19 protein-coding genes and 1 pseudogene are annotated in these 24,085 nt (G+C 62.7%); 12 read left to right on the top strand and 8 right to left on the bottom strand.

Features of this window, described 5'->3' with window-relative positions; all coding sequences use genetic code 11:
- The first annotated feature begins 329 nt into the window (after window positions 1-329).
- From AC23D4_RS13805 to istB, 9 genes are all read left to right on the top strand, one after another.
- A complete protein-coding gene (locus AC23D4_RS13805; RefSeq protein ID WP_472889877.1) occupies window positions 330-4,157 on the top strand; it encodes a nitrate reductase subunit alpha in 3,828 nt (1,275 codons plus the stop codon).
- Between the two features lie 28 nt (window positions 4,158-4,185).
- A complete protein-coding gene (gene narH / locus AC23D4_RS13800) occupies window positions 4,186-5,718 on the top strand; it encodes a nitrate reductase subunit beta (protein WP_472889878.1) in 1,533 nt (510 codons plus the stop codon).
- Window position 5,719: 1 nt separating this feature from the next.
- Window positions 5,720-6,421: a nitrate reductase molybdenum cofactor assembly chaperone gene (gene narJ, locus AC23D4_RS13795; RefSeq protein ID WP_472889879.1), complete on the top strand. Its 702-nt coding sequence runs from the start codon at window positions 5,720-5,722 to the stop codon at window positions 6,419-6,421.
- Window positions 6,418-7,131: a respiratory nitrate reductase subunit gamma gene (gene narI / locus AC23D4_RS13790; RefSeq protein ID WP_472889880.1), complete on the top strand. Its 714-nt coding sequence runs from the start codon at window positions 6,418-6,420 to the stop codon at window positions 7,129-7,131. Before narJ ends, narI begins: the two co-directional genes overlap by 4 nt.
- Window positions 7,132-7,160: 29 nt before the next feature.
- Complete coding sequence (locus AC23D4_RS13785; protein ID WP_472889881.1) at window positions 7,161-7,994, top strand: peptidylprolyl isomerase; 834 nt, start codon at window positions 7,161-7,163, stop codon at window positions 7,992-7,994.
- A 13-nt stretch (window positions 7,995-8,007) separates the two neighbouring features.
- The gene (locus AC23D4_RS13780) at window positions 8,008-8,763 is read left to right on the top strand and encodes a carbonic anhydrase (RefSeq protein WP_472889882.1); all 756 of its coding nucleotides are present in this window, start codon (window positions 8,008-8,010) and stop codon (window positions 8,761-8,763) included.
- 273 nt (window positions 8,764-9,036) lie between these two features.
- The gene (locus AC23D4_RS13775; protein ID WP_472889883.1) at window positions 9,037-11,478 is read left to right on the top strand and encodes an adenosylcobalamin-dependent ribonucleoside-diphosphate reductase; all 2,442 of its coding nucleotides are present in this window, start codon (window positions 9,037-9,039) and stop codon (window positions 11,476-11,478) included.
- A gap of 280 nt (window positions 11,479-11,758) precedes the next feature.
- Entirely contained in the window at window positions 11,759-13,303 is a 1,545-nt protein-coding gene (istA, locus tag AC23D4_RS13770; protein WP_487623627.1) for an IS21 family transposase, read from the top strand.
- Complete coding sequence (gene istB / locus AC23D4_RS13765; protein WP_487623626.1) at window positions 13,293-14,114, top strand: IS21-like element ISThsp19 family helper ATPase IstB; 822 nt, start codon at window positions 13,293-13,295, stop codon at window positions 14,112-14,114. The genes istA and istB overlap by 11 nt, the downstream gene beginning before the upstream one ends.
- 278 nt (window positions 14,115-14,392) lie before the next feature.
- On the opposite strand, the gene AC23D4_RS13760 is transcribed toward istB, so the two are convergent.
- The 5 genes from AC23D4_RS13760 to AC23D4_RS13740 form a co-directional block, all read right to left on the bottom strand.
- Window positions 14,393-15,115 (bottom strand): phosphatase PAP2 family protein, encoded by a 723-nt coding sequence (locus AC23D4_RS13760; protein WP_472890538.1) that lies wholly within the window; start codon window positions 15,113-15,115, stop codon window positions 14,393-14,395.
- Window positions 15,116-15,127: 12 nt separating this feature from the next.
- Entirely contained in the window at window positions 15,128-16,699 is a 1,572-nt protein-coding gene (locus AC23D4_RS13755) for a phosphoethanolamine transferase (protein WP_487623625.1), read from the bottom strand.
- Window positions 16,700-17,022: 323 nt separating this feature from the next.
- On the bottom strand, window positions 17,023-17,415 hold the full coding sequence (locus tag AC23D4_RS13750) for a YkvA family protein (RefSeq protein WP_472890540.1): 393 nt from the start codon (window positions 17,413-17,415) through the stop codon (window positions 17,023-17,025).
- A 114-nt stretch (window positions 17,416-17,529) separates the two neighbouring features.
- Complete coding sequence (locus AC23D4_RS13745) at window positions 17,530-18,903, bottom strand: ATP-binding protein (protein WP_472890541.1); 1,374 nt, start codon at window positions 18,901-18,903, stop codon at window positions 17,530-17,532.
- Window positions 18,903-19,562, bottom strand: a complete 660-nt coding sequence (locus AC23D4_RS13740) for a response regulator (RefSeq protein WP_472890542.1) — start codon at window positions 19,560-19,562, stop codon at window positions 18,903-18,905. Before AC23D4_RS13740 ends, AC23D4_RS13745 begins: the two co-directional genes overlap by 1 nt.
- 518 nt (window positions 19,563-20,080) lie before the next feature.
- Here AC23D4_RS13740 and AC23D4_RS13735 point away from each other — a divergent pair.
- The gene (locus tag AC23D4_RS13735) at window positions 20,081-20,449 is read left to right on the top strand and encodes a hypothetical protein (RefSeq protein WP_472890543.1); all 369 of its coding nucleotides are present in this window, start codon (window positions 20,081-20,083) and stop codon (window positions 20,447-20,449) included.
- A 32-nt stretch (window positions 20,450-20,481) separates the two neighbouring features.
- Window positions 20,482-20,793 carry a phosphatase PAP2 family protein gene (locus AC23D4_RS13730; RefSeq protein WP_487623624.1) on the top strand — a complete coding sequence of 104 codons (312 nt, stop codon included), beginning with the start codon at window positions 20,482-20,484 and terminating at the stop codon, window positions 20,791-20,793.
- A 123-nt stretch (window positions 20,794-20,916) separates the two neighbouring features.
- Here the strand turns inward: AC23D4_RS13730 and AC23D4_RS13725 are convergent, their stop codons facing one another.
- A complete protein-coding gene (locus AC23D4_RS13725) occupies window positions 20,917-21,150 on the bottom strand; it encodes a hypothetical protein (protein WP_472890545.1) in 234 nt (77 codons plus the stop codon).
- Window positions 21,151-21,307: 157 nt separating this feature from the next.
- Window positions 21,308-22,285 (bottom strand): annotated as a pseudogene (locus AC23D4_RS13720) (PDZ domain-containing protein); the annotation flags it as partial.
- A gap of 63 nt (window positions 22,286-22,348) precedes the next feature.
- On the opposite strand from AC23D4_RS13720, the gene AC23D4_RS13715 reads away from it, so the two are divergent.
- Window positions 22,349-23,436, top strand: a protein-coding gene (locus AC23D4_RS13715) for an IS3 family transposase (protein WP_472887725.1) whose coding sequence is annotated in 2 segments (ribosomal slippage) — window positions 22,349-22,601 and window positions 22,601-23,436 — 1,089 coding nt in all. Because the reading frame shifts where the segments join, the coding sequence is not laid out codon by codon here.
- Here the strand turns inward: AC23D4_RS13715 and AC23D4_RS13710 are convergent.
- Window positions 23,402-24,016: a trypsin-like peptidase domain-containing protein gene (locus AC23D4_RS13710; protein ID WP_472890470.1), complete on the bottom strand. Its 615-nt coding sequence runs from the start codon at window positions 24,014-24,016 to the stop codon at window positions 23,402-23,404. The two genes, AC23D4_RS13715 and AC23D4_RS13710, sit on opposite strands and share 35 nt — an antisense overlap.
- Window positions 24,017-24,085 lie beyond the last annotated feature (69 nt).

The following is a 24,085-nucleotide window of genomic DNA, read 5'->3' as shown; positions in this document are numbered from 1 at the left end:
AGGCCGGCGTGGCACTCCGCTCCGTCCGTGTCCCCCGCCCTTCGGGCTCCTCCTTTACCTACCGGAGCGGAGCGCCACACCGTCCTGAGTCAGCCAACGAGGTTGGCGCACCAAGGTCTTCAGTCAGCGCACCCACACGCTGGCAGCCGAGGGCAGTGGGGTGAATGGTGCAGTGAGGTAAAGGAGGAGGCCGCAGGCCGGGGGACACGAACGGAACCGTTCGCTCCGCTGCCCTCGGCCCCCACAAGAGCAGGCCCGCACCTCGCGATGAACCAGCAACCGAATAAACAGCCAATGACCCACACAACACACCCCAACCGGAGCCACCCATGAGCCACTTTCTGGACCGATTGACCCACTTCAGCCTGCCCAAGGAAGCCTTCGCCGGCAACCACGGCCTGACCACCAACGAAGACCGCACCTGGGAAGACAGCTACCGCAACCGCTGGGCGCACGACAAGATCGTTCGCAGCACGCACGGTGTGAACTGCACCGGTTCGTGCTCGTGGAAGATCTATGTCAAGGGCGGTATCGTCACCTGGGAAACCCAGCAGACCGACTACCCGCGCACGCGCTGGGACATGCCCAACCACGAGCCGCGCGGCTGCGCCCGTGGGGCCTCGTACAGCTGGTACCTGTATTCCGCCAACCGCGTGAAATACCCCATGGTGCGCGGGCGCCTGCTGGAACGCTGGCGCGCCGCGCTCACGGTCAGCAAGAGCCCGGTGGATGCCTGGGCGCTGATCCAGCAAGACCCCGAAGCCCGGCGCGACTACCAGCAGGTGCGTGGCATGGGTGGCTTCGTGCGCAGCACCTGGGACGAGGTCAACCAGCTCATCGCCGCGGCCAACGTCTACACCATCAAGCAGCACGGCGCCGACCGCGTCATCGGCTTCTCGCCGATCCCCGCCATGTCCATGGTGAGCTACGCCGCCGGCTCGCGTTACCTGTCGCTCATTGGCGGCGTGTGCATGAGCTTCTACGACTGGTACTGCGACCTGCCCCCGGCCAGCCCGCAGGTCTGGGGTGAACAGACCGACGTGCCCGAATCGGCCGACTGGTACAACAGCTCGTTCATCATCGCCTGGGGCAGCAACGTGCCCCAGACCCGCACGCCCGACGCCCACTTCTTCACCGAGGTGCGCTACAAGGGCACCAAGACGGTGGCGATCACGCCCGACTATTCCGAAGTCGCCAAGCTGTCCGACCTGTGGCTGCACCCCAAGCAGGGCACCGACGCCGCGCTCGCCATGGCCATGGGCCATGTGGCGCTGAAAGAGTTCTATTTCCCCGATGGCGGCAAGCAGCGCAGCAGCTATTTCGACGACTATGCCCGCCGCTACACCGATCTGCCGCTGCTGGTGATGCTGAAGGAACACACCCTGCCCGACGGCACGGTGACCATGGTGCCCGACCGCTACCTGCGCGCCAGCGACTTCAACGGCCAGCTGGGCCAGAAGAGCAACCCCGAGTGGAAGACCGTGGCCTTCGACACCGACGGCAAAGCGGTGCTTCCCAACGGCTCCATCGGCTTCCGCTGGGGCGAGCCCGGTCGCGAAGACGAAGGCAAGTGGAACCTGGAGTCCAAAGAGGCGCGCGGCAACAGCGACGTCAAGCTCAAGCTGTCGGTGATCGAAGACGGCGAGCAGGAACACCAGGTGGTGGACGTGGGCTTCCCGTATTTCGGCGGCAACGCCACGCCCCACTTCACCGCCAACGCACAGAACGGCGAGATCAACCACGCCAAGGTGCCCGCGGTGCGCCTTCGCCTGGGCAAGGCCGGTGAAGAACGTTACGCCATGGTCGCCACCGTGTTCGACCTGCAGGTCGCGCAGTACGGCATCGACCGCGGTCTGGGCAGTGGCGCGAAGGACTTCAACGACGACGCCGCCTACACGCCGGCCTGGCAGGAAAGCATCACCGGTGTGCCACGCGACCAGGTCATCACCGTGGCACGCCAGTTCGCCGACAACGCCGACAAGACACACGGCAAGTCCATGGTGATCATCGGCGCGGCCATGAACCACTGGTACCACGCCGACATGAACTACCGCGGCGTCATCAACCTGCTGATGATGTGCGGCTGCATCGGCCAGAGCGGCGGCGGCTGGGCGCACTACGTGGGCCAGGAAAAGCTGCGTCCGCAGACCGGCTGGGTGCCGCTGGCCTTTGCCACCGACTGGGTGCGCCCGCCGCGCCAGATGAACAGCACCAGTTTCTTCTACGCCCACACCGACCAGTGGCGCTACGAGAAGCTCGGCATGGAAGAGATCGTCTCGCCCACCCTGAGCGCCGCCGACAAGGCCGCCTTCAGCGGCAGCATGATCGACTTCAACGTGCGCGCCGAACGCATGGGCTGGCTGCCCAGCGCACCGCAGCTCAAGACGAATCCGATGCAGGTGGTCCAGGACGCGCAGGCCGCCGGCCTGGACACCAAGGACTACGTGGTCAAGGCCCTGAAGGATGGCACGCTGGAGATGAGTTGCGAAGACCCGGACGCACCGCAGAACTGGCCGCGCAACATGTTCGTGTGGCGCTCCAACCTGCTGGGCTCCAGCGGCAAGGGCCACGAGTATTTCTGCAAGCACCTGCTGGGCACCGAAAACGGCGTGCAGGGCAAGGACCTCGGCAAGGACGACGCCAAGCCGGCCGAAGTGAAGTGGCACCCGAACGCGCCGCAAGGCAAGCTGGACCTGCTGGTCACGCTCGACTTCCGCATGAGCACCACCTGCCTGTACTCCGACATCGTGCTGCCCACCGCCAGCTGGTACGAGAAGAACGACCTCAACACCAGCGACATGCACCCCTTCATCCACCCGCTGTCGGCGGCGGTGGACCCGGTGTGGCAGAGCCGCAGCGACTGGGAGATCTACAAGGGGTTTGCCAAGTCCTTCAGCGAGGTCTGCGTCGGCCACCTGGGTGTGGAAAAAGAGGTGGTGCTGACGCCCATCATGCACGACACCCCCGGCGAAATGGCGCAGGCCTTTGAAGTCAAGGAATGGAAAAAAGGCCACTGCGAACTGATCCCGGGCAAGACGGCGCCGCAGGTCACCGTGGTCGAGCGCGACTACCCCAACACCTTCAAGCGCTTCACGGCCCTGGGGCCGCTGCTCGACAAACTGGGTAACGGCGGCAAGGGCATCGGCTGGAAGACCGGCACCGAGGTCGAACAGCTCGGCCAGCTCAACGGCAAGACGCTGGACGAAGGCGTGTCGCAGGGCATGCCAAAGATCGTCACCGACATCGACGCCTGCGAGGTGATCCTGCAGCTCGCGCCCGAGACCAACGGCCACGTGGCCGTGAAGGCCTGGGAAGCGCTGGGCAAGCAAACCGGGCGCGACCACACCCACCTGGCGGTCTACCGCGAAGACGAGAAGATCCGTTACCGCGACATCCAGGCGCAGCCGCGCAAGATCATCAGCTCGCCCACCTGGAGCGGTATCGAGAGCGAAACGGTGAGCTACAACGCCGGCTACACCAACGTGCACGAATACATCCCGTGGCGCACCCTCACCGGCCGCCAGCAGTTCTACCAGGACCACCCCTGGATGATCGCCTTCGGTGAAGGCTTTGGCAGCTACCGCCCGCCGGTGGACCTGAAGACCACCGAGGGCATCCACAACATCAAGCCCAACGGCAACAAAGAGATCCAACTCAACTTCATCACGCCGCACCAGAAGTGGGGCATCCACTCCACCTACAGCGACAACCTGATGATGCTCACGCTCAACCGCGGCGGCACCGTGGTCTGGCTCAGCGAAGACGACGCGAAGTCGGCCGGCATTGAAGACAACGACTGGGTCGAGCTCTTCAACATCAACGGCGCCGTGGCGGCGCGTGCGGTGGTGAGCCAGCGCGTGAACCCCGGCATGGTGATGATGTACCACTCGCAGGAGAAGATCATCAACACCCCCGGGTCGGAGATCACCGGCGTGCGCGGCGGCATCCACAACTCGGTGACCCGCATCGTCTTGAAGCCGACCCACATGATCGGCGGCTACGCGCAGCTGAGCTACGGCTTCAACTACTACGGAACCATCGGCACCAACCGCGACGAGTTCGTGGTGGTGCGCAAGATGGACAAGGTCGACTGGCTCGACACACCGGCGGACGACCACCTGGTCCGCGCCTACCAGTCGCAAGGCGAGAACCCCTGAGCCCACTGCCCTTCATTCGGAGTCAAACATGAAAATACGCGCTCAAATCGGCATGGTGCTCAACCTGGACAAGTGCATCGGCTGCCACACCTGTTCGGTCACCTGCAAGAACGTCTGGACCAGCCGCCCCGGGGTGGAATACGCCTGGTTCAACAACGTCGAGACCAAGCCCGGCATCGGTTACCCCAAGGAGTGGGAGAACCAGGACAAGTGGAACGGGGGCTGGGTCCGCAAGGCCGACGGTTCCATCGTGCCCAAGCAGGGTGGCAAGTGGTCGCTGCTGATGAAGATCTTCAGCAACCCCAACCTGCCGCAGATCGACGACTACTACGAGCCCTTCACCTTCGACTACGACCACCTGCAGTCGGCGCCGGAGATGAAGCACGCGCCCACCGCCCGCCCGCGTTCGCTGATCACCGGCAAGCGCATGGAGAAGATCGAGTGGGGACCGAACTGGGAAGAGATCCTGGGCGGGGAATTTTCCAAGCGCAGCAAGGACGCGAACATGGACGGTTTCGAGCAGGCCCAGAAAGACATGATGGGCCAGTTCGAGAACACCTTCATGATGTACCTGCCGCGCCTGTGCGAGCACTGCCTGAACCCGGCCTGTGTGGCCTCGTGCCCCTCGGGCTCGATCTACAAGCGCGAGGAAGACGGCATCGTGCTGATCGACCAGGACAAGTGCCGCGGCTGGCGCATGTGCGTGAGCGGCTGCCCCTACAAGAAGATCTACTACAACTGGAAAAGCGGCAAGGCCGAGAAGTGCATCTTCTGCTACCCGCGCATCGAAGCCGGTCAGCCCACGGTGTGCAGTGAAACCTGCGTCGGTCGCATCCGTTACCTCGGCGTGCTGCTGTACGACGCCGACCGCATCGCCGAAGCCGCGAGCACGCCCAACGAGATCGATCTTTATCAGGCACAGCTCGACCTGTTCCTCGACCCGAACGATCCCAAGGTGATAGCGCAGGCGCGCATCGACGGCATCCCCGACGCCTGGATGGCCGCGGCCCGCCAGAGCCCGGTCTACAAGATGGCGGTGGAGTGGAAGGTGGCCCTGCCGCTGCACCCCGAGTACCGCACCCTGCCCATGGTCTGGTACGTGCCACCGCTCTCGCCCATCACCGCTTCGGCCAACGCCGGCATGCTGAGCCAGAACGGCGAGATCCCGGACGTGTCGCAGCTGCGCATTCCGGTCAAGTACCTGGCCAACTTGCTGACCGCCGGCGACACCGGCCCGGTGGTGCGCGCGCTCGAACGCATGCTGGCCATGCGCTCCTACCAGCGCACCAAACACGTGGATGGCCTGGTCAACCAGGAGGTGCTCGACCAGGTGGGCCTGACCGCCCGCGAGGTGGAAGAGATGTACCGCTACATGGCGATCGCCAACTACGAAGACCGTTTCGTGATCCCGACCACGCACCGCGAGTACGCCGAAAACACCTTCAACGTGAAGGGCGGCTGTGGCTTCAGTTTCGGCAACGGTTGCTCCGAAGGCCAGACCGAGACCAGCCTGTTCGGTTCTGAAAAGAAGCGCACCATCCCGATCAAGCTGGGAGCATGAGATGAACCTGTTTTCTTCCTCCCCTCCGCAGGCCCGCCACACGCTGCGCGTGCTGGCGCACCTGCTGCGCTACCCCGACGCGGCGTTTCGCGCCCACACCGCCGAGATGCAGCAGGCGCTGCGCACCGAGGCGGCTTTGCCGGCCGCGCGGCTGGCCGAACTCGACGCGCTGCTCACGCACCTGGCCACCCAGCCCGCGCTGGACATCGAATCGGAATACGTCGAGCTGTTCGACCGCGGGCGCCGCACCGCGCTGCACCTGTTCGAACACGTGCACGGCGATTCACGCGACCGTGGCCCGGCCATGATCGACCTGATCCAGACCTACGAAAAAGCGGGCCTGTTTCTGGGACCGAACGAGCTGCCCGACTACCTGCCCGTGGTGCTGGAATTTGCGTCCACCCAGCCGCCGCAGCAGGCGCGTGAGTTCATGGGTGAGATCGCGCACATCGTGCGCGTGATCTTCAGTGCGCTGGCCGGTCGCCAGAGCCCTTACGCCAGCGTGCTGGCCGCCGTGCTGGAGCTGGCGGGCGAAAAGGCCGAAGCGGTGGCCGTGGCGCCGGAGCCCGAAATCGACGAGAGCTGGGCCGAGCCCGAGGTGTTTGGTGGTTGTTCGACCGAAGGCCAGGCCAAACCGAATCAGCCGCAGCCCATCCAGATCGTCAGAAAGTCACCCCAACCCTCTTCAGGAGCGCAGGCATGAACACGCTGCACAACTTCTTCTTCAACGTCTACCCGTACATCTGCCTGTCGGTGTTCCTCATGGGCAGCCTGGCGCGCTTCGACCGCGACCAGTACACCTGGAAAAGCGACTCGTCGCAGCTGCTGCGCAAGCGCCAGTTGCGCTGGGGCAGCAACCTGTTTCACATCGGCATCCTGTTTTTGTTCGGTGGTCACACCGTGGGCCTGCTCACGCCCCACTTCATCTACGAGCCCTTCATCAGTCCGGGCGACAAGCAGATGGTGGCCGTGGTGGCCGGCGGTATCGCTGGTGTGATCTGCTTCATCGGCCTGACCATGCTGCTGCACCGCCGCATTTTTGACGACCGCATCCGCCTCACCAGCCACCGCACCGACCTGTTCATCCTGGTCATCCTCTGGGTGCAGCTGGTGCTGGGTCTGATCACGCTGCCGTTCTCTTACGGGCACAGCGACGGCTCGGTCATGCTGGTGCTGTCCGACTGGGCGCAGCGCATCGTCACCTTCCGCCCCGACGCGGCTGGCCTGGTGGCGCTGGACTGGCCTTACAAGGTGCACCTGGTGCTCGGCATGACGATCTTCCTGCTCTTCCCCTTCTCGCGCCTGGTGCATGTGTGGAGCGGCTTCGGCACGCTGGCCTATGTGTTCCGCCCCTACCAGGTGGTGCGCAGCCGCAAGCTGGGCCTGACGCCCAACACCCCACGCCAGCCGTGAGCGCCTCCACCCTGAACCAGGAATTTGCCATGAACCCCTCTTCCACTGTTGGTTGCGGCAGCAGCAGCTGCGCCTGCGCCGATCTGGCCCAACCGCAGGTGGCCAGCATCAACGGTATCGCCCTGCACGAACCCGATGAAGTGCTCGATGCCCAGACCCTGCGCGAGCGCGCCTACACCGAGCTGCTGATGCAGGAAGCGGTGAAACAGGGCCTGCTGCCGCGTTTCCGGGGGCTGGTCGCGCAACAGCCGGACGAGGCGCAGCGCCAGGTCATCGAGACCATGCTCGACCAGGCCGTGACCTCGCCCGACCCCACCGAAGAGGAATGCCGCCGTCACTACGAGGCGCAGAAGAACCGGCTGATCGTCGGGCAGGCGCTGCATGTGCGGCACATCCTGTTTGCGGTGACGCCGGGCGTGAACGTGCACGCGCTGTCGCAGCGCGCCGAGACCGCGTTGCTGGAGCTGTCGCGCAAGGACGTGCCCGCGGGGCGCTTTGCGCAACTGGCCGCCGAGCTGTCGAACTGCCCCTCGGGCGCCCAGGGCGGCGACCTGGGCTGGGTGACGCCGGAAGCCTGCGCCCCCGAGCTGGCGAACGAGCTGTTCTTCCAGACCGATTCGCGCTGGGGCATGGGCGTGCATCCGCGCCTGGTGCACACGCGTTTCGGCCTGCACATCATCGAGGTGCTGGGCCGCAAGAAAGGCCAGTTGCCCGAGTTCGGGCAGGTTCGTGACCAGATCGCCAGCCGGCTCGCGCTGCAGTCGCGCAGCACCGCGCTGCGCCAGTACATGCAGCTGCTGGTGGGGCAGGCGAAGGTCGAAGGGATCGAACTCGAAGGTGCCGACTCGCCCCTGGTTCAGTGAGACCGAGGCCACCATGCCCGACGACCTGCTGCTGCGTCTGCGCGATTTCCATTCCGATTATTTCCCGCTGCACCAGCAGCGCTTCCAGGACCTGGTGGCGCAGGGGCAGCATCCTAAGACGCTGTTCATCGGCTGTTCCGACTCGCGCCTGGTGCCCTACCTGCTGACCGGCGCGGCGCCGGGCGAGCTGTTCCTGGTGCGCAACGTGGGCGCCTTCGTGCCGCCCTACGACCAGGTCATCGAACGCCCCCCCGTAGGCGCCCCTGGCGCCTTCCCCCCCGAGGGGGGCGCCAGCCTTGGGGCGGCCCGGCGCCTGGCCGGCCTGCACGGCACCACGGCGGCGATCGAGTTCGCGGTGCTCAGCCTGAAGGTGGAACGCATCATCGTCTGTGGCCACAGCCACTGCGGCGCCATCCGCACCGCCTACGAAGGTGCGCCCGAGGAGGCGGTGGCGCTCAAGGCCTGGCTCAAGCTGGCCGACGAGGCGCTGCTGCCGGTCCAGCCCAGTGCCGAAGCGCTGCGCCGCACCGAGCAGCGCGCGGTGGTGCTGCAGCTGGAGCGGCTGATGGATTACCCCATGGTGCGCCGCGCCGCGGAGGCGGGTCAGCTGTCGCTGCACGGCTGGCATTACGTGATCGAGGAGGGGGAAGTCCACGTTTTTGACGCAGAACAAGGTGCCTTTGTGCCGGCCTCGTTGGCCTCCCACAGCGGCACGGGGCCCTATCCGCCTTATGTCGAACACGATGGGCAAATTCTTTCTGATGGATGAATTGAGACATATGGAAAGCGGATTGCCTGTTCATGAGGCAGTTGCCGGGCGCGGGCGGGCCGGGGCACCCGGGTGCCACCGCCGATTTCGCTCGGAAAAGGGACGGGCATCGGATGCGAGGTCGTTGAACCGGCGCGGCTCAGGGCAAAATGCAGGGTGGTTTTCACCCGTCCGGTCGTTCACCGCCCACACGACGGCATGCCCGACCTGGGCCACCCTGCCACCACCCCGCAGCCTGGCCGCCCCCTCTCACTCTTTCCAACAAACACCGAGATGAAACGCGACAACACCATGCGTCCCCAGGACCTGACCGCCACCCAACCCATCAGCCAGGACGTGCTGGCCGAGAAATACCTGAAGCCGGGCGAATCCGGTCTGGAAGACCTGTACCGCCGTGTGGCGCGGGCGCTCGCTTCGGTGGAAAAAGAGGCCGAGCGCGTCGAATGGGAGCAGCGTTTCCTGGACAACCTGCACGCGGGTGCCATCGGCGCGGGCCGCATCATGAGCGCGGCCGGCACCGACATCCAGGCCACCCTGATCAACTGCTTCGTGCAGCCCGTGGGCGACGCCATCCAGGGCGTGGACGCCGAGGGTTACCCCGGCATCTACGAAGCGCTGCGCGAAGCCGCCGAAACCATGCGCCGCGGCGGCGGCGTGGGTTATGACTTCTCGCGCATCCGCCCCAAGGGCGCCGAGGTCAAGGGCACGCATTCGATGGCGTCCGGCCCCTGCAGCTACATCAACGTGTTCGACCAGAGCTGCTCCACCGTGGAGAGCGCGGGCGCACGCCGCGGCGCGCAGATGGGCGTGCTGCGCATCGATCACCCGGACGTGATGGAGTTCATCACCGCCAAGCGCACGCCGGGTCGCTGGAACAACTTCAACGTCTCGGTCGGCGTGAGCGACGCCTTCATGGAAGCCGTGGGCGGCGACCAGCCCTGGGAACTGGTGCACAAGGCCCGGCCCGGCAAGACGTTGCTCGACAAGGGCGCCTACCAGCGCGGTGATGGCCTGTGGGTCTACCAGACCCTGTCCGCCACCGAGCTGTGGGACACCATCATGAAGTCGGCCTACGACTTCGCCGAGCCGGGCATCCTGTTCCTCGACAAGATCGGCACCGACAACAACCTGCACTACTGCGAAACCATCGCGGCGACCAACCCCTGTGGCGAACAGCCGCTGCCGCCCTACGGCTGCTGCGACCTCGGCCCCATCATCCTCACCCGCTTCGTCAAGAACCCGTTTGGTTTCGGTGGTGTGCCGGCGTTTGATTTCGAGGCCTTCGAGCAGGCGGTGGCGACCCAGGTGCGTGCGCTGGACAACGTGCTCGACGTGACCTTCTGGCCACTGGAGCAGCAGCGCGTCGAAAGCGCCGCCAAGCGCCGCATCGGCGTGGGCTTCACCGGCATGGGCAATGCGCTGGCCATGCTCTGCGTGCGCTACGACCGCGAAGAGGGCAGGGCCATGGCGGCCCAGATCGCCGAACGCATGCGCAACGCCGCCTACCTCGCCTCGGTCGAGCTGGGCAAGGAAAAGGGCGTGTTCCCCAAATTCGACGCCGAGGGTTACCTGGCCCCCGGCACCTTCGCCAGCCGCCTGCCCGAGGCGATCAAGAAGGCCATCCGCAAACACGGCCTGCGCAACAGCCACCTGCTCTCGATCGCGCCCACCGGCACGGTCAGCCTGGCCTTTGCCGACAACGCCTCCAACGGCATCGAACCGCCGTTCTCCTGGATGTACCGCCGCAAGAAGCGCGAGGCCGATGGCAGCACCAGCGAGTACGCGGTGGAAGACCACGCCTGGCGCCTGTACCGCGAACTCGGCGGTGACGTGGACCAGCTGCCCGACTACTTCGTCAACGCGCTGGCCATGAGCGCGGGCGAACACATCGCCATGATGGAAGCGGTGCAGCCCTTCGTGGACACCGCCATTTCCAAGACGGTCAACGTCGCGGCCGACTACCCCTTCCAGGACTTCAAGAGCCTGTACCAGAAGGCCTGGCGCGCCAACCTCAAGGGCATGGCCACCTACCGGCCCAACAGCATCCTCGGCTCGGTGCTCGACACCGGCAGCGCCGCGACCGACGCCAAGGCCGATGCGGCCCCGGCGCCCGCAGCGCCCGTGGACCCGATGCGCACCGTGATCGAGAGTCGCCCCAAGGGTGCGCTGTCGGCCGTGGCCGACAAGATCGAGTACTGGACGCAGGAAGGCCACAAGACGCTGTACATCGTGGTCTCCTTCCTGCCGGTGCCCGCGGCCGAAGGCAATGGCACGGTGGAACGCGCCATCGAGTTCTTCATGCCCGTGGGCCAGAGCGGTGAATCGCAGCAGTGGATCACCTCCACCATGCGCATGCTCTCGCTGGCCGCTCGCGGCGGTTTCCTGGGGCGTGCGTTGTCCGACATGCGCAAGGTCGCCTGGGACCGCGGCCCCGTGCGCCTGGGCACGTACCAGAAGGCCGATGGCACGCACGTGCCGATGTGGCACGACTCCGAAGTCGCTGCCATCGCCTATGCGCTGCAGAACATCATCGCGCGCCGCGCCCAGCTGGGTGTGGTGGCGGCTGCCCCGGCGCCGGCCATGCCCGAACTCACCGGCATGCCCTCGGGCGTGATGGCCGGCAAAAAGTGCCCGGAGTGCGGTGCACACGCCATGATCCGCAAGGACGGCTGCGATTACTGCACCTCCTGCGGCCATCTCGGCACCTGCGGATGAGCACCGTCCGGCCGTTCCGAAGGCGCTCAGCTGTGGGTGACACCATAAGCTGCAAGTTTGTCAACATAAGCTGCAAGTTTGACCGGTGAAACCTGCAAGTTTGTCCGCTCCCCTCGACCCCTGAGATTCAGTTGAATCTCAGGGGTCGTTTTTTTTCATAGCGTGTTGGCGCCGACCGAAAACTGAGCCACTTTTGAGGGTAGTGCCGACCCAAAACTGAGCCAGGTGAACAACCTACTCTGCTGTTTTTATGTGCAGCAGAGGACAAGGAGTGATCACCATGGACATGATTGGCAGGATCCGGCATTTGCATGCCCGGAAGAACAAATCGGAGCGCGAGATATCGCGCATGACAGGGCTCTCGCGCAACACGGTGGCGAAGTGGTTGCACGGCGAGGTGGACGGCCCGCCGAAGTACCGGCGCGGCGAACAGCCCAGCAAACTCACGGCGTTCCATGACGCACTCAGGCAGGCCTTGAAGGCCGATGCACGTCGGCCCAAGCACGAGCGGCGCACGGCCAAGGCGCTGTACGCCGAGATCAGGCGCGCGGGCTACGAGGGCGGGTACACGCGAGTGACCGACTTCATCCGGGCATGGCGCCAGAGCGAGGGTCAGGGGTCTGCGGGCAACGCCTTCGTGCCGCTGACCTTCGAGCTGGGCGAGGCCTTCCAGTTCGACTGGAGCGAGGAAGGCATGGTGATCGGTGGCATCTACTACCGGGTGCAGGTCTCACACATGAAGCTGTGTGCTTCACGGGCCTTCTGGCTGGTGGCCTACCCCAGCCAGGGCCACGAGATGCTGTTCGATGCCCACACCCGGTCGTTCGCGGCACTCGGCGGTGTGGCCCGACGCGGCATCTACGACAACATGAAGACCGCTGTAGACAAGGTCAAGAAGGGCAAGGGTCGCATCGTCAACGAGCGCTTTGCCACCATGTGCGCGCACTACCTGTACGACCCGGACTTCTGCAACGTGGCCAGCGGCTGGGAGAAAGGGGTGGTGGAGAAGAACGTGCAGGACAGCCGTCGGCGCATCTGGATCGACGCGGCCAAGATCAAGTTCGGCAGCTTCACCGAACTCAACGCCTGGCTGGGCCAGCGCTGCCGCGCGCTGTGGGACGAGGTGCGCCACCCCGAGCACACCCAGTTCAGCGTGGCCGAGATGCTCGAACACGAGCGCGCGCACCTCATGCCCATGCCGGTGCCGTTCGACGGCTACGTCGAGAAACCCGCGCGGGTCTCCAGCACCTGCCTGGTGTCGGTGGCGCGCAACCGATATTCCGTGCCGTGCGAACGGGTCGGCCAGTTGGTCAGCACACGGCTGTACCCGGGCAGCGTGGCCATCGTGGCCGACGACACCATCGTGGCGCGCCACGAGCGGCTGAGCAACGCGGGCGAGACCCGGTACGACTGGCAGCACTACATCCCGCTGCTGCAGAGGAAGCCCGGTGCCCTGAGGAACGGCGCGCCCTTTGCCGACATGCCCGAGGCCCTGCAGCGGCTGCGCCGAGGGCTGCTGCGCAACCCGGGTGGCGACCGGGTGATGGCGCAGGTGCTGGCCATTGTGCTCAGCGCCGGTCTGGACGCGGTGCTGGTGGCCATCGAGCTGGCACTGGAGAGCGGTCCACCGGGCAAGGTCAGCGTGGAGCATGTGGTCAACGTGCTGAACCGGCTCAACGCGCAGCCGATACCGCCCACGGCGGCCACACTGTTGAAGGTGAGCACGCCGCCGCTGGCGAACACGGCTCGCTACGACAGCCTGCGTTCGGACACCGTGGGCAACATTGTGGGAGTGACCACCGAAGGAGCCGGCCATGAAGACTGATGTGCTGGTCGAACTCAAGGCACTGCGCCTGCACGGCATGGCCGGGGCGTGGGCCGATCTGGTCGAGCAAGGGGGTGGTAAGGGAGGCGGTGTGGGCATCGAGTCCTCGCGCTGGCTGATCGAGCACCTGTTGCAGGCCGAGGGCACGGACCGCGCGATGCGCTCGGTCAGCCACCAGATGCACGCGGCGAAGTTCCCGGTGCACCGCGACATGGCGGGCTTTGACTTCGAGGTCTCGCCGGTGGACCGCAAGCTGGTGGAGACTCTGGCCACCACGGCCTTCACCGACGAGGCGCACAACGTGGTGCTGGTGGGCGGGCCGGGCACAGGCAAGACCCATCTGGCCACGGCCATGGGCGTCTCGGGCATCACCCGGCACGGCAAGCGGGTGCGCTTCTACTCCACGGTCGATCTGGTCAACGCACTGGAGCAGGAGAAGGCCCAAGGCAAGGCCGGGCGCATCGCAGCCAGCCTGCTGCGCATGGACCTGGTCATTCTGGACGAGCTGGGCTATCTGCCGTTCAGCCAGGCCGGCGGGGCGTTGCTGTTCCACCTGCTGAGCAAGCTGTACGAACACACCAGCGTGATGATCACGACCAACCTGGACTTCGCAGAATGGTCCAGCGTGTTCGGCGACGCGAAGATGACCACCGCGCTGCTGGACCGTCTCACTCACCACTGCCACATCGTGGAGACAGGCAACGAGTCGATCCGTTTCAGTCGCAGCACAGCTGCAGCCAAGAAGCGTATCAAGGCCCGCGAGCAGGCGCGAAAGAATACCTCGACGCAGGCTGAGCCCGACCCATTCTGAGCAAGTGCCGTGCTGTGCAAGCCGCTACAGGCTACGCCCTGCGCGGCTTGCACAGCGCCTTCAACACAACAACAAGGAGATCGCCGAACCAGGACAGCACCTACACTTATCCACAGCCGACCCCACAAAAGTCGGCTTCCACCCCTGGCTCAATATTCAGTCGGCACGGTGGCTCAAATTTGGATCGGCGCCGACACCAATGAGAACAAGGGACACCGACTCTGGAAACCCCCGCGTAGTTTGACGCACCAGTTCAAGTAGCGCGGAGCTGTACAAACTTAGAGGGAACTCGACGCGCCAGACGAATACTTTTCTCTCCAACTGCGAGTGCTGTGAAACGAAGATGTCGTCACTGCCCAGCAGATCCAGGCTGTCCATAACGAATGACTCAGATAGTGTGCCCCCCGCATCATCTGCACCCATCCCAACAGCAGTCCCACCGTCACCGTGAGAATCAGCCACCATCTGGCTGTGCGCGGTGCACTCCCACGCAAAGCAAACCAGCCTGCCAGGAATCCAAATGCGCTTGAAGCGTGCCCAGCTGGAAAACAACCGCCGGGTCCACCGTCGCTGTAGCCCAGCAGCCAGTGCGGCACGTACCTGGCTTCGCCACCAAACTCGACCAATGACCATGGGCAACTTGTCGAACTCACCTGCTTGAGCAGAGGGATCAAGGCAACGCAGAGCAAGATGGTTGCCAACATCCAAATCCGACCTCGTTGGGACACTGAACGCAGCAGCGGAACCGACAACCAAACGCTCAAGGCCACGTAAGCGAGCAGGCTCAGTGCCACTGCGCGTGCGCCGCCATGCAGCATGCCACCCGTGAGCCAGTGGTTGCGCCACGAAAATCCCTCAGCATTGCCGTACAAACGCGCCAGTGGCAAGTCGAGTCCGCTCACCTCCCAAAGCACCAGCAGCAGGAGCAGAGCACCAACGCCGATAGCGTCACGCCATGCTGCCTGTTCGTGTGCTCTGGATTCGTGTTCAGAAAGTGCCATCTTTATGTGCGCTTATTCGGCCCTGCATCCCGCCGATATATCGAATTTGCGTTCGTACACGCTGGTCTGCACCTGCAACAGCCCGAGTACCGTGTGAAACAACTCATCGTGTGCCCATGGCTTGGTGGTTTGCTTTTTCAGACAGCTCTGGTCAAGTCCGAAGCTTTTTGTAAATCCTGCCGACAACCACCAAACCATCGGCACCTTGGTTTGTACGTCGGGCGCGATGGCGTACGGAACGCCGTGGAGGTACAGGCCACTTTCTCCCAGCGACTCCCCATGGTCAGACACGTACATCAAGGCTGCGTCGAAGGTTCGCTCTTGTTGCTTCAGAAAGTTGATCGTCTTGGACAGAATGTGGTCTGTGTACAGCAAGGCGTTGTCGTAAGCATTGACGATCTCGTCCTTGGTACATTTTCGAAGCTCGCCCGTGTCGCATGTCGGTGAGAAGCGCTTGAACGCATCGGGGTATCGCTTGTAGTACGTCGGTCCATGGTTGCCAAGCATGTGCAGAACGACCACCAGGTTGCCCTTTGCATCCCGCGCGACCGTGTCCAGTCCGCTCAGCAAGGCGTCATCCAAGCACCGACCGTCAACGCACAGTTCGGGCAATTGCGCAGGATCAATCTGCTGGATGGGAAGACCATCGCATACCCCTTTGCATCCAGACTGGTTGTCGCGCCAGAGCACCTGAAAGCCAGCTCGGTTCAGCACGTGCAACAAAGACTCACTGCCGCGGATGCGCTCTTCGTCGTAGCTTCGGCGACCCACTGCGGAGAACATGCACGGAAGCGAAGTTTCCGTGTTGGTTCCGCATGCGGTTACATCGGTGAAGTTCAGGACGTCCTGTTTGGCCAACTCGGGTGTGGTCTGTCGGACGTAGCCATTCAGCCCCCAGTTTGCAGCGCGAGCAGTCTCTCCGATGGCCAACACCAGCAGGGTGGGTCGTGGCCGTGCGCTCCATGAGGCGCCCTGTCGTGCATCAGCGCCCACCGTCAATCGTGCGACCGCAGCTTGCCGCGTATCGGCTGTCAGAACCCGTGCCGTTGAATACAGGAAGTTCGCGGGAGTAACGAGATAACGCATCTCCTTTTGGTTGCGCATGAGCGCCGAGAAGTCCTGATACACAACGAACACCGAGCCAATCAACAAGACTCCCGTCGCCATCAGTGCCAATGTACGCAACGCGAGTGCTCGCGCCAAAGAGCGCTTTTTAATCTGAACACGCCAGAGGAGCAGAAGCGGAAGTCCAGCGAAGACCACCAGATGAGGCACCATGCCAAGGCTGAACAGCTCGCGGGCTTCAGCCACATCGGTTCGCAGCACATTGCGCAGCATGCTTGGGTCCATGAAGACGCCAAACCGCTGCATGTAGTAAGTTGCGAATGCGGTGGCAATGAGCAGCACGCTGAGCAGCTCGCGCGCGACCGATCGGTGAAGCACCAGCAGCAGTAAAAACAAGTGGAGCATGGTGAGCATCACCACCATGGCGCCACCGAACATCCAGGTTGATGGGTCGGACTCAAGCCGTCCAGCCAGCGCGGCCTTCAAAAATTGCGAGTTACACGCAAGCGCGAAGAACACGCTGGCCGCCAGCGCAACAACCTCGGTACTGACCTGTGGACGGATTCGGAGCAGTGGGCCAAGACGTGTGCTGATTTCATGTGTCAGCCTCATCTTGGAGGGAAGCCCAGCGCCTTGGCTGGATCGGAGCGGTGTTCAATACATACCATCGCTCACATTTTTTGCCGCTGCGACTTAAGTGCGACTTAACTCGCCGGACGCGTTCAATGACATGAGGTGGTTGATGTCACCAACGCATCTGTCCTGCTCCGACACTCTGCAAGTGAGATTGCAGAAGGACGCACCCAGACGGAATACCGCCCAAGACGGTGATCCGTCGGCCTCTAACCTTTAGGGGCGAGCCAAAACCAGAGAGCCGCAGAAAACCCAATCCAGATGAGCACGATCAGCGCTGCACCGAGTCGGCTGCGCGGTTTCGATCCCTGAACCTTCATCCACGCGTCGGCCTGTTCGCGGCAATCGGCCAGGACTTCACTTGGCAATAGGCGGATAGTCAGCCAGATGAGTCCGGGTAGCAACAAAACATCATCCACGTAGCCGAGCACCGGGATGAAGTCTGGAATCAGGTCAATTGGACTGAGCGCGTAGGCCACGACGAAAGCTCCCAGTGCTTTCGCATACCACGGCGTTGCAGGATGTTTGCCAGCGAACCAAAGGGTCACACCGTCTCGTTTGATTCGCCTCGCCCAAATCTTAAGTTTGCCGCTGAGTTCCATTTTTGGGAGCATGCCACACCTTCACCCACGCCTCTAAATTCAAGCATCACGGAAGATGTTTTCTGCGAATCAAGGCATGAAAAGAATTACCTAGGCTTGAAGGAGTTGGTGGCGCTACTCTGCGGCCTGGTCGTTGAGCCGAAACCGAACAGTGACCTCAAGGCCCCGATGATCCGCAGGCGATGCCAAGCCGACATGGGCGCCATGGCGTTCGGCAATCGCTTGCACGATTGCCAGCCCGAGACCACTGCCGTAGCCATCGCGTGCCAACGCCGTGGCTTCGCTCCCTCGGTAGAAACGATCAAAAACCCGTTCCCGTTCAGCATCGGAAATACCCGGTCCATTGTCGATGACGCGAAGCACTGGGGATGCGTCATGATCTTGGGAAATCTTGACGTCCACCACGCCACCCGCCGGCGTGAATCGAAGCGCGTTTTCGACCAAGTTGTTCAGCAGCACGGTGAGTTGTTCAGAGTCCCCATTCACCCATACGCCAGTGGAAGTGGGCTCGCTACTGACTCCCAGATCAATGTCGAGCACGTCGGCTTTCAGACTGAAGCGTGCCACCACCGACTGCACCAGTTCCGTCAAATTGAGCGGCTGCGGAGAAAAATGGTCACTGTTGGCGTCGGCTCTTGCAATGTTCAACAACTGCTCCACCAGCCGTTGGGAGCGGTCAACCCCGGCGGCAAACTCAGTCATCGCTTGCGAACGCTCTGCATCGTTGCCGCTCCCCTGGAGCAACTGCAGCTGCAGACGCAGTGCCGTGATTGGAGTTCGCAACTCGTGCGCCGCATCGGCCAAAAATCGACGCTGCGTCGCAAACGCCTCACCCAAGCGCTTCATCAGGTCGTTGATCGAAACCACTAGCGGCTGGATTTCATTCGGAACCCCATCCAGTGAGATGGGGTCCAGCGAATGTGCGCTGCGCTGTGAAACGTCTTGTGCTGCGCCTTGAAGTGGTTTTAGACCTTTGCGCAAGCCAAAAATCAGCAATGCACCGACCACCACAACAAGTCCCAACAGGGGCGGGAGCACTTTGGACGCCGACTCCCCGGCCATCTCCTGACGGGCAGATACGCGCTGGGCTGCTTGGGCTACCCCGTCGTCATTGACGCTCGAATAAACGATCCAGTCTTCTCCCTTTGCGGACGTGCGCGACAGTCCTTGCGTGCTGCTGAACGGAAGTTCAACCCGGGGATCAGAAGCGAACACGCGCTTGCCTTCGCGCGTCCAGGTCAGTGTCACGATCTCAGAATCTTCCGGCGTGTCGGTTCGATTGGGCATCACCACAACACTGTCGTCCCCTGGCCCGTACCCGGCGTGGTGGTAACTCGCTACCGCTTGTGCAATGTTCTTGAGATCTGCATCAAAAACCTCGTGCATTTCATCGAGTGTGACAACGTATGTGAGCAATGCAACCAGCAAGGCGCCCAGACTCAACGCTCCAAGAATCCAGGTCAGCAGGGTTCGCTCGATCGAACTCATCACATCTCCGCAATGCGGTACCCAACACCACGCACATTTTTGATGGCCGATGCGCCGAGCTTCTTGCGCAGGTAGTGCAGGTGCACTTCGATGGCGTTGCTGCCGACTTCGCTGCCCCACCCATACACGGAGTCCTCAAGCTTTTCTCTTGACAGGACTGCGCCGGGTCTTTGCATGAGGGCTTCAAGGACCGCAAACTCCTTTGCAGTCACATCGACGGTTGCTCCACCCTTTGTGACCAGCTTGTTGACGGGGTCCAGTTGCAGTTCACCGCAGCGCAGCATGGGCACGCCGCTGCCGGCATGGCGCCGCAACAAGGCTCGTACCCGAGCGATCAACTCGTCCAGGTCGAAAGGTTTCAGCAAGTAGTCATCGGCACCGGCCTCCAAGCCCGAAATACGGTCTCGCACGGTATCGCGCGCCGATACGATCAGCACGGGCATGGAGTTGCCCCCATGGCGAAGCGTTGCAAGGATGGCCATTCCATCCTTCTTGGGCAAACCCAGGTCCAGGATCGCGAGGTCGTACACGCGGTTTGCCAGTGAACACTCGGCATCGCGCCCATCGGTAACCCAGTCAACGACGAAGCCCGCTTTGGTCACACCACGCTTCACGGCCTTCCCGATCATGGGATCGTCTTCAATCAGCAAAATTCGCATAGGTGAACGAAAGCCGGTCAGTCGCGGGAGCACTCGCAAAAAGGCAGTCCACTGGTTGGGGATTTAGCCAGGTTCTATTGAGATCAAGGACGCCGCGTTCACCCGCCCTTACATTGAGGTGCACTTCATCCTTGGCCACCGCGTCGTGTCTATCGCGGCAGCTCTATCAGAACCAGCACGAACGACCACTCTACATTCCCTATTGTCGCGGCCAAACCATCTCCGAGAGCTTGGGATCGGTGACAGTCCACCCCTTGTCACTGTAACCCGGTGGCTTCCACAACTTCAACCAGGCTGTCACTGCACATAGACTACCCGGGCCGTACCGCATCGAGAGTCTTGCCCTGTGCAGAGTGCCGAGGCGAGGCCTGATGGCCGCTCAAAATACAGCGAGTTTCGGGCTGCCCTCTTCACTGCGAAGACATTGGTCTTTGCAGCGGTCATTGGCTGGACAAATATCCGCAAGCAAAGCTGCGTGTGGATTGGCTCCCGATTCAGTTTGAAGGACAGAAGGCGTTATGCAAAAAAGCTTGCGGGTACTGCGTTCTCGACATCTGCTTGAGCCGGCGGCTCTCCTGCTGGTTTTGCTGATGTCACTGGCTGCTGGCGTTTTCGTCTGGACCGCTGACGAAATGCGGGAAGGCGAGACCTTGCTGCGCGATCGGCAGTGGCTGCTCGCCCTTCGTGCGCCCAATGACGTGGCAACTTTGTTGGGCGGCGCCTCTGCACTTCAACTCGCTCGGGAAGTGACCGCGCTGGGCAGTCCCTGGTTCCTTGTGCTGCTGGTCGGGGGTGTTGGCGGGGTTTTGATTGCGATGCATCAGCGGCGTTTGGCACTTTTTATCGTCGTGGCAACGTCGGGAGGCGCGCTGCTCAAACGGGCCTGAAGCACGCGTTCGAGCGAGCGCGACCCGACCTGGTGCCTCACGAGGTGATCGTGGCGAACGCCAGCTTCCCCAGCGGACACGCGTTCGGGGCGGCAATGGTGTACTTGACGCTGGCGGCATTGCTGACTTTTCGGATGCAGCCCAGGGCAGCGCGCGTGATCTTGCTGGTGCTGGCCATCGGTGTGGCGCTGGCTGTGGGCGTGAGCCGTGTTGCATTGGGCGTGCACTGGCCCAGCGACGTGCTGGCCGGCTGGGCTGCGGGCTCAGCTTGGGCGTTGGCGAACTGGATTATCGCCAACGCGACAGGCTGGTTTGACGCTCGCGACCGGTCTGAATCCGCTTGAAAGGGACCGCATTCCACCGCGCAGAACTTGAATTCAACCCACGGCGGTGGTGAAGGGAACGCGAGTTCCGGGCTAGGAAACCTGAGGGCGACGACTCCTCAGCGTGTCTCTCTGCCCCACCGTTCAAGTGACTGCGAATGCCAGCACCACCGCGCCGAGTGCCAGAAGCGCCAGAGCCGTCAAGAACACCCATTCCGCATACCCCTCCAGACGAGAGCCAAACCGCTCGGACCGCATCGACATGAATGACAGCACGGCGCTGGCCAGGAACACCAACGCGTCGACCGCCATGAGTTTGTCGACGATTACGCGACGCGTCATCATAGGGCCAAGCAGGCTGATGTAGAGCGTCGTCATGCACACCCCGGTCATCGTGGCCGATGTTGGCAGGATGTGTGCCGAGAGTCCATTGCTTGTAGGTCCCCCGGCATGGTCGGAAGGATGAAGAGCGTTCCGCTTCGTCATGCGTGGACCCACGCATGACGAACTGGCCGTTGCGCCGTCTCGTGTTCCATCAGCCTACCTGCACCGGCACAAAAATCTTCTCGCCGTCGCGTTGAATCAACAATGCCACTGACTTCTTGTTGCTGGCCACCGCCGCACGCACTTGCTCAATGTTCTTCACTTGCGTACCGTTGATGGCCATCAGAACGTCGCCCGCTTGCACTCCTGCCATTGCGGCGGGACCAGCAGCCTCTTCAATGAGCAGCCCGTCAACGCCGGCAACGCGCCGTTCCTGAGGCTCAAGCGCGCGCAGAGCCAGACCCAGTTTGCCTTTGTCCGCGGCACCAGTGCTCTTGGCCATCTGCACTTTCTTGTTGACAGCGTCGCCCAGCTTGGCCGCCAAGTCCTCGCGCTTGCCTTGGCGCCAGACTTCGAGTGTCACCACTTCACCCGGCGTGGCTTGGCCGATCAGGGCGGGCAGATCACCCGAAGCAACGATGGGCTGACCATTGACCTTGCGAATCACATCGCCGTATTTCAGCCCCGCTTGCTCGGCGGGGCTGCCGGCATCCACGCTGGACACCAGAGCGCCCTCGGGTTTGTCAAGCTTGAATGAGTCGGCCAAAGCCTGGTTCACTTCTTGGATCGCTACGCCCAGGCGTGCGTGGCTGGCCCTGCCTGTGGCGACAATCTGGTCCTTGATCTTGTTGACCAGGTCGATCGGGATGGCGAAGGACAAGCCCTGGTAGCCGCCCGTGCGGCTGTAAATCTGCGAGTTGATCCCCACCACCTCGCCGCGTGCGTTGAACAGCGGGCCGCCGGAATTGCCCGGGTTGACGGCAACGTCGGTCTGAATGAACGGCACGACGCTGTCCTCGGGCAATGAGCGGCCCTTGGCACTGACCACGCCCGCACTCACACTGTTCTCGAATCCATACGGGGAGCCGATCGCCAGCACCCATTCACCGACCTTCAGGTCATTCGAGTTCCCCTTGGTCACCGTGGGCAGGTCTTTTGCGTCAATCTTGAGCACGGCCACGTCGGTCTTGGGGTAATCCCCCCGAAAAACCAAAGTTCCCAGAAGTAGAATTTTCCAAGAAGGAAGTTCTACGTGAAGAAGTCGAGATTTACCGACAGCCAGATCATGGCTGCCTTGAAGCGAGTTGAGGCCGGTCTGGCGGTGCCAGAGATCTGCCGGGAGGTGGGGATCAGTACCGCTACTTTTTACAAGTGGCGTGCCAAGTTCGGCGGTATGGACACCTCCATGATGGCCCGCATGAAGGAGCTTGAAGACGAGAACCGGCGCCTCAGGAAGATGTATCTGGAGGAGAAGCTCAAGGCTGAAATCGCCAACGAGTACCTCGCAAAAAAGTAACACGGCCATCTCGTCGGCGCGAGATGGCCAAGGAAGTCGTGCAGCAGCGTGCCGTCGCCATACGAGTCGCCTGTGCGGTGTTCTCGATCAGTGAATCCTGCTACCGCTACGAGTGCAAACAAAACGCCGAGAACGAGGAGATTGCCAACTGGCTGATGCGCCTGACGGACAACCACCGCAACTGGGGATTCGGCCTGTGCTACCTGTACCTGCGCAACGTGAAGAATTTTGGCTGGAACCACAAACGGGTCTACCGCATTTACCGCGAGCTGGAGCTCAACCTGCGCATCAAGCCACGCAAGCGGCTGATGCGGGAGAAGCCGCAACCATTGGCCGTGCCGCAGGCTATCAATCAGGTCTGGTCCATGGACTTCATGCACGACAGGCTGGAGGACGGCAGGAATCTGCGCTTGTTCAACGTGATCGACGACTTCAACCGTGAGGCGCTTGGCATTGAGGTGGACTTCTCGCTGCCCAGTGAGCGGGTGATCCGGGCGCTGAAGCAGATCATTGCCTGGCGAGGCAAGCCGCTGGTGATTCGTTGCGACAACGGGCCGGAGAACATCAGCGGCACCATTCAGAACTGGGCCAGTGAATGGGGCATCCAGATCGAATACATCCAGCCTGGTAAGCCGCAGCAAAACGCCTACGTTGAGCGGTTCAACCGGACGGTGCGATACGAATGGTTATCCCAGTATCACTGGTCAAGCCTTGAAGAGGTTCAGGACTTCGCCACGCAATGGATGTGGTCCTACAATCACGACCGCCCGAACATGGCCCTGGGCGGATTCACCCCAAAGCAGCATCTGGCCATGGCTGCATAACCGTTCTACTTCTGCGGACTGTGGAAATTGGGGGGATTACCTTGGGATCCGAACCCAGGACTGTGGCCGTGTACTCACGGCGATCCGTGAGCTTGACGGTCACGACCTGCGCGTCGCGCACAACGTGGGCGTTGGTCAGAATCAGTCCATCCGCACTGACAATGAAGCCAGATCCCTGCCCCCGCACTGGCGACGCCCGCTCTCCCGGCTGGCTGTCACTGGGACCTTCAAAGCGCTTGAAAAACTCGGAGAACGGGTCGCTGGGGTCCACGCCCTGCGGGGCTCGGCGGTGGGCTGCCGGCGCTTCTCCTGATTCATTGGAGACTTGTCGCAGGCCACTGACACTGATGTTCACCACAGCAGCACCGTTGCGCTGGGTAATTTGCGAGAAGTCGGGCGCGCCGCTGATGCCAGGCATTCCCATGGTCGAGGTAGCTGGTGAGACGGCCTGGGCAACGATATGAGGCGCCTCGGCACGAGCGTGCGTGCCAGACACAAAAGTGGCCCCTGCGCCGCCGAGGATGCCGGCTGCGGTCAACGCAAGAACCAGGCGTGTGGAAGTCATAGAACGGGTGGTCATGTGAACTCCTGAATGAGAAGATGTTGAACAGGTGGTCAGTGTGTTGCCGGACACTTAGACAGTTCTTAA

This window comes from Hydrogenophaga sp. L76 (assembly GCF_057654755.1).
Note: the sequence above shows the minus strand (reverse complement) of the source record. Positions and strands in the feature narration are given on the sequence as shown.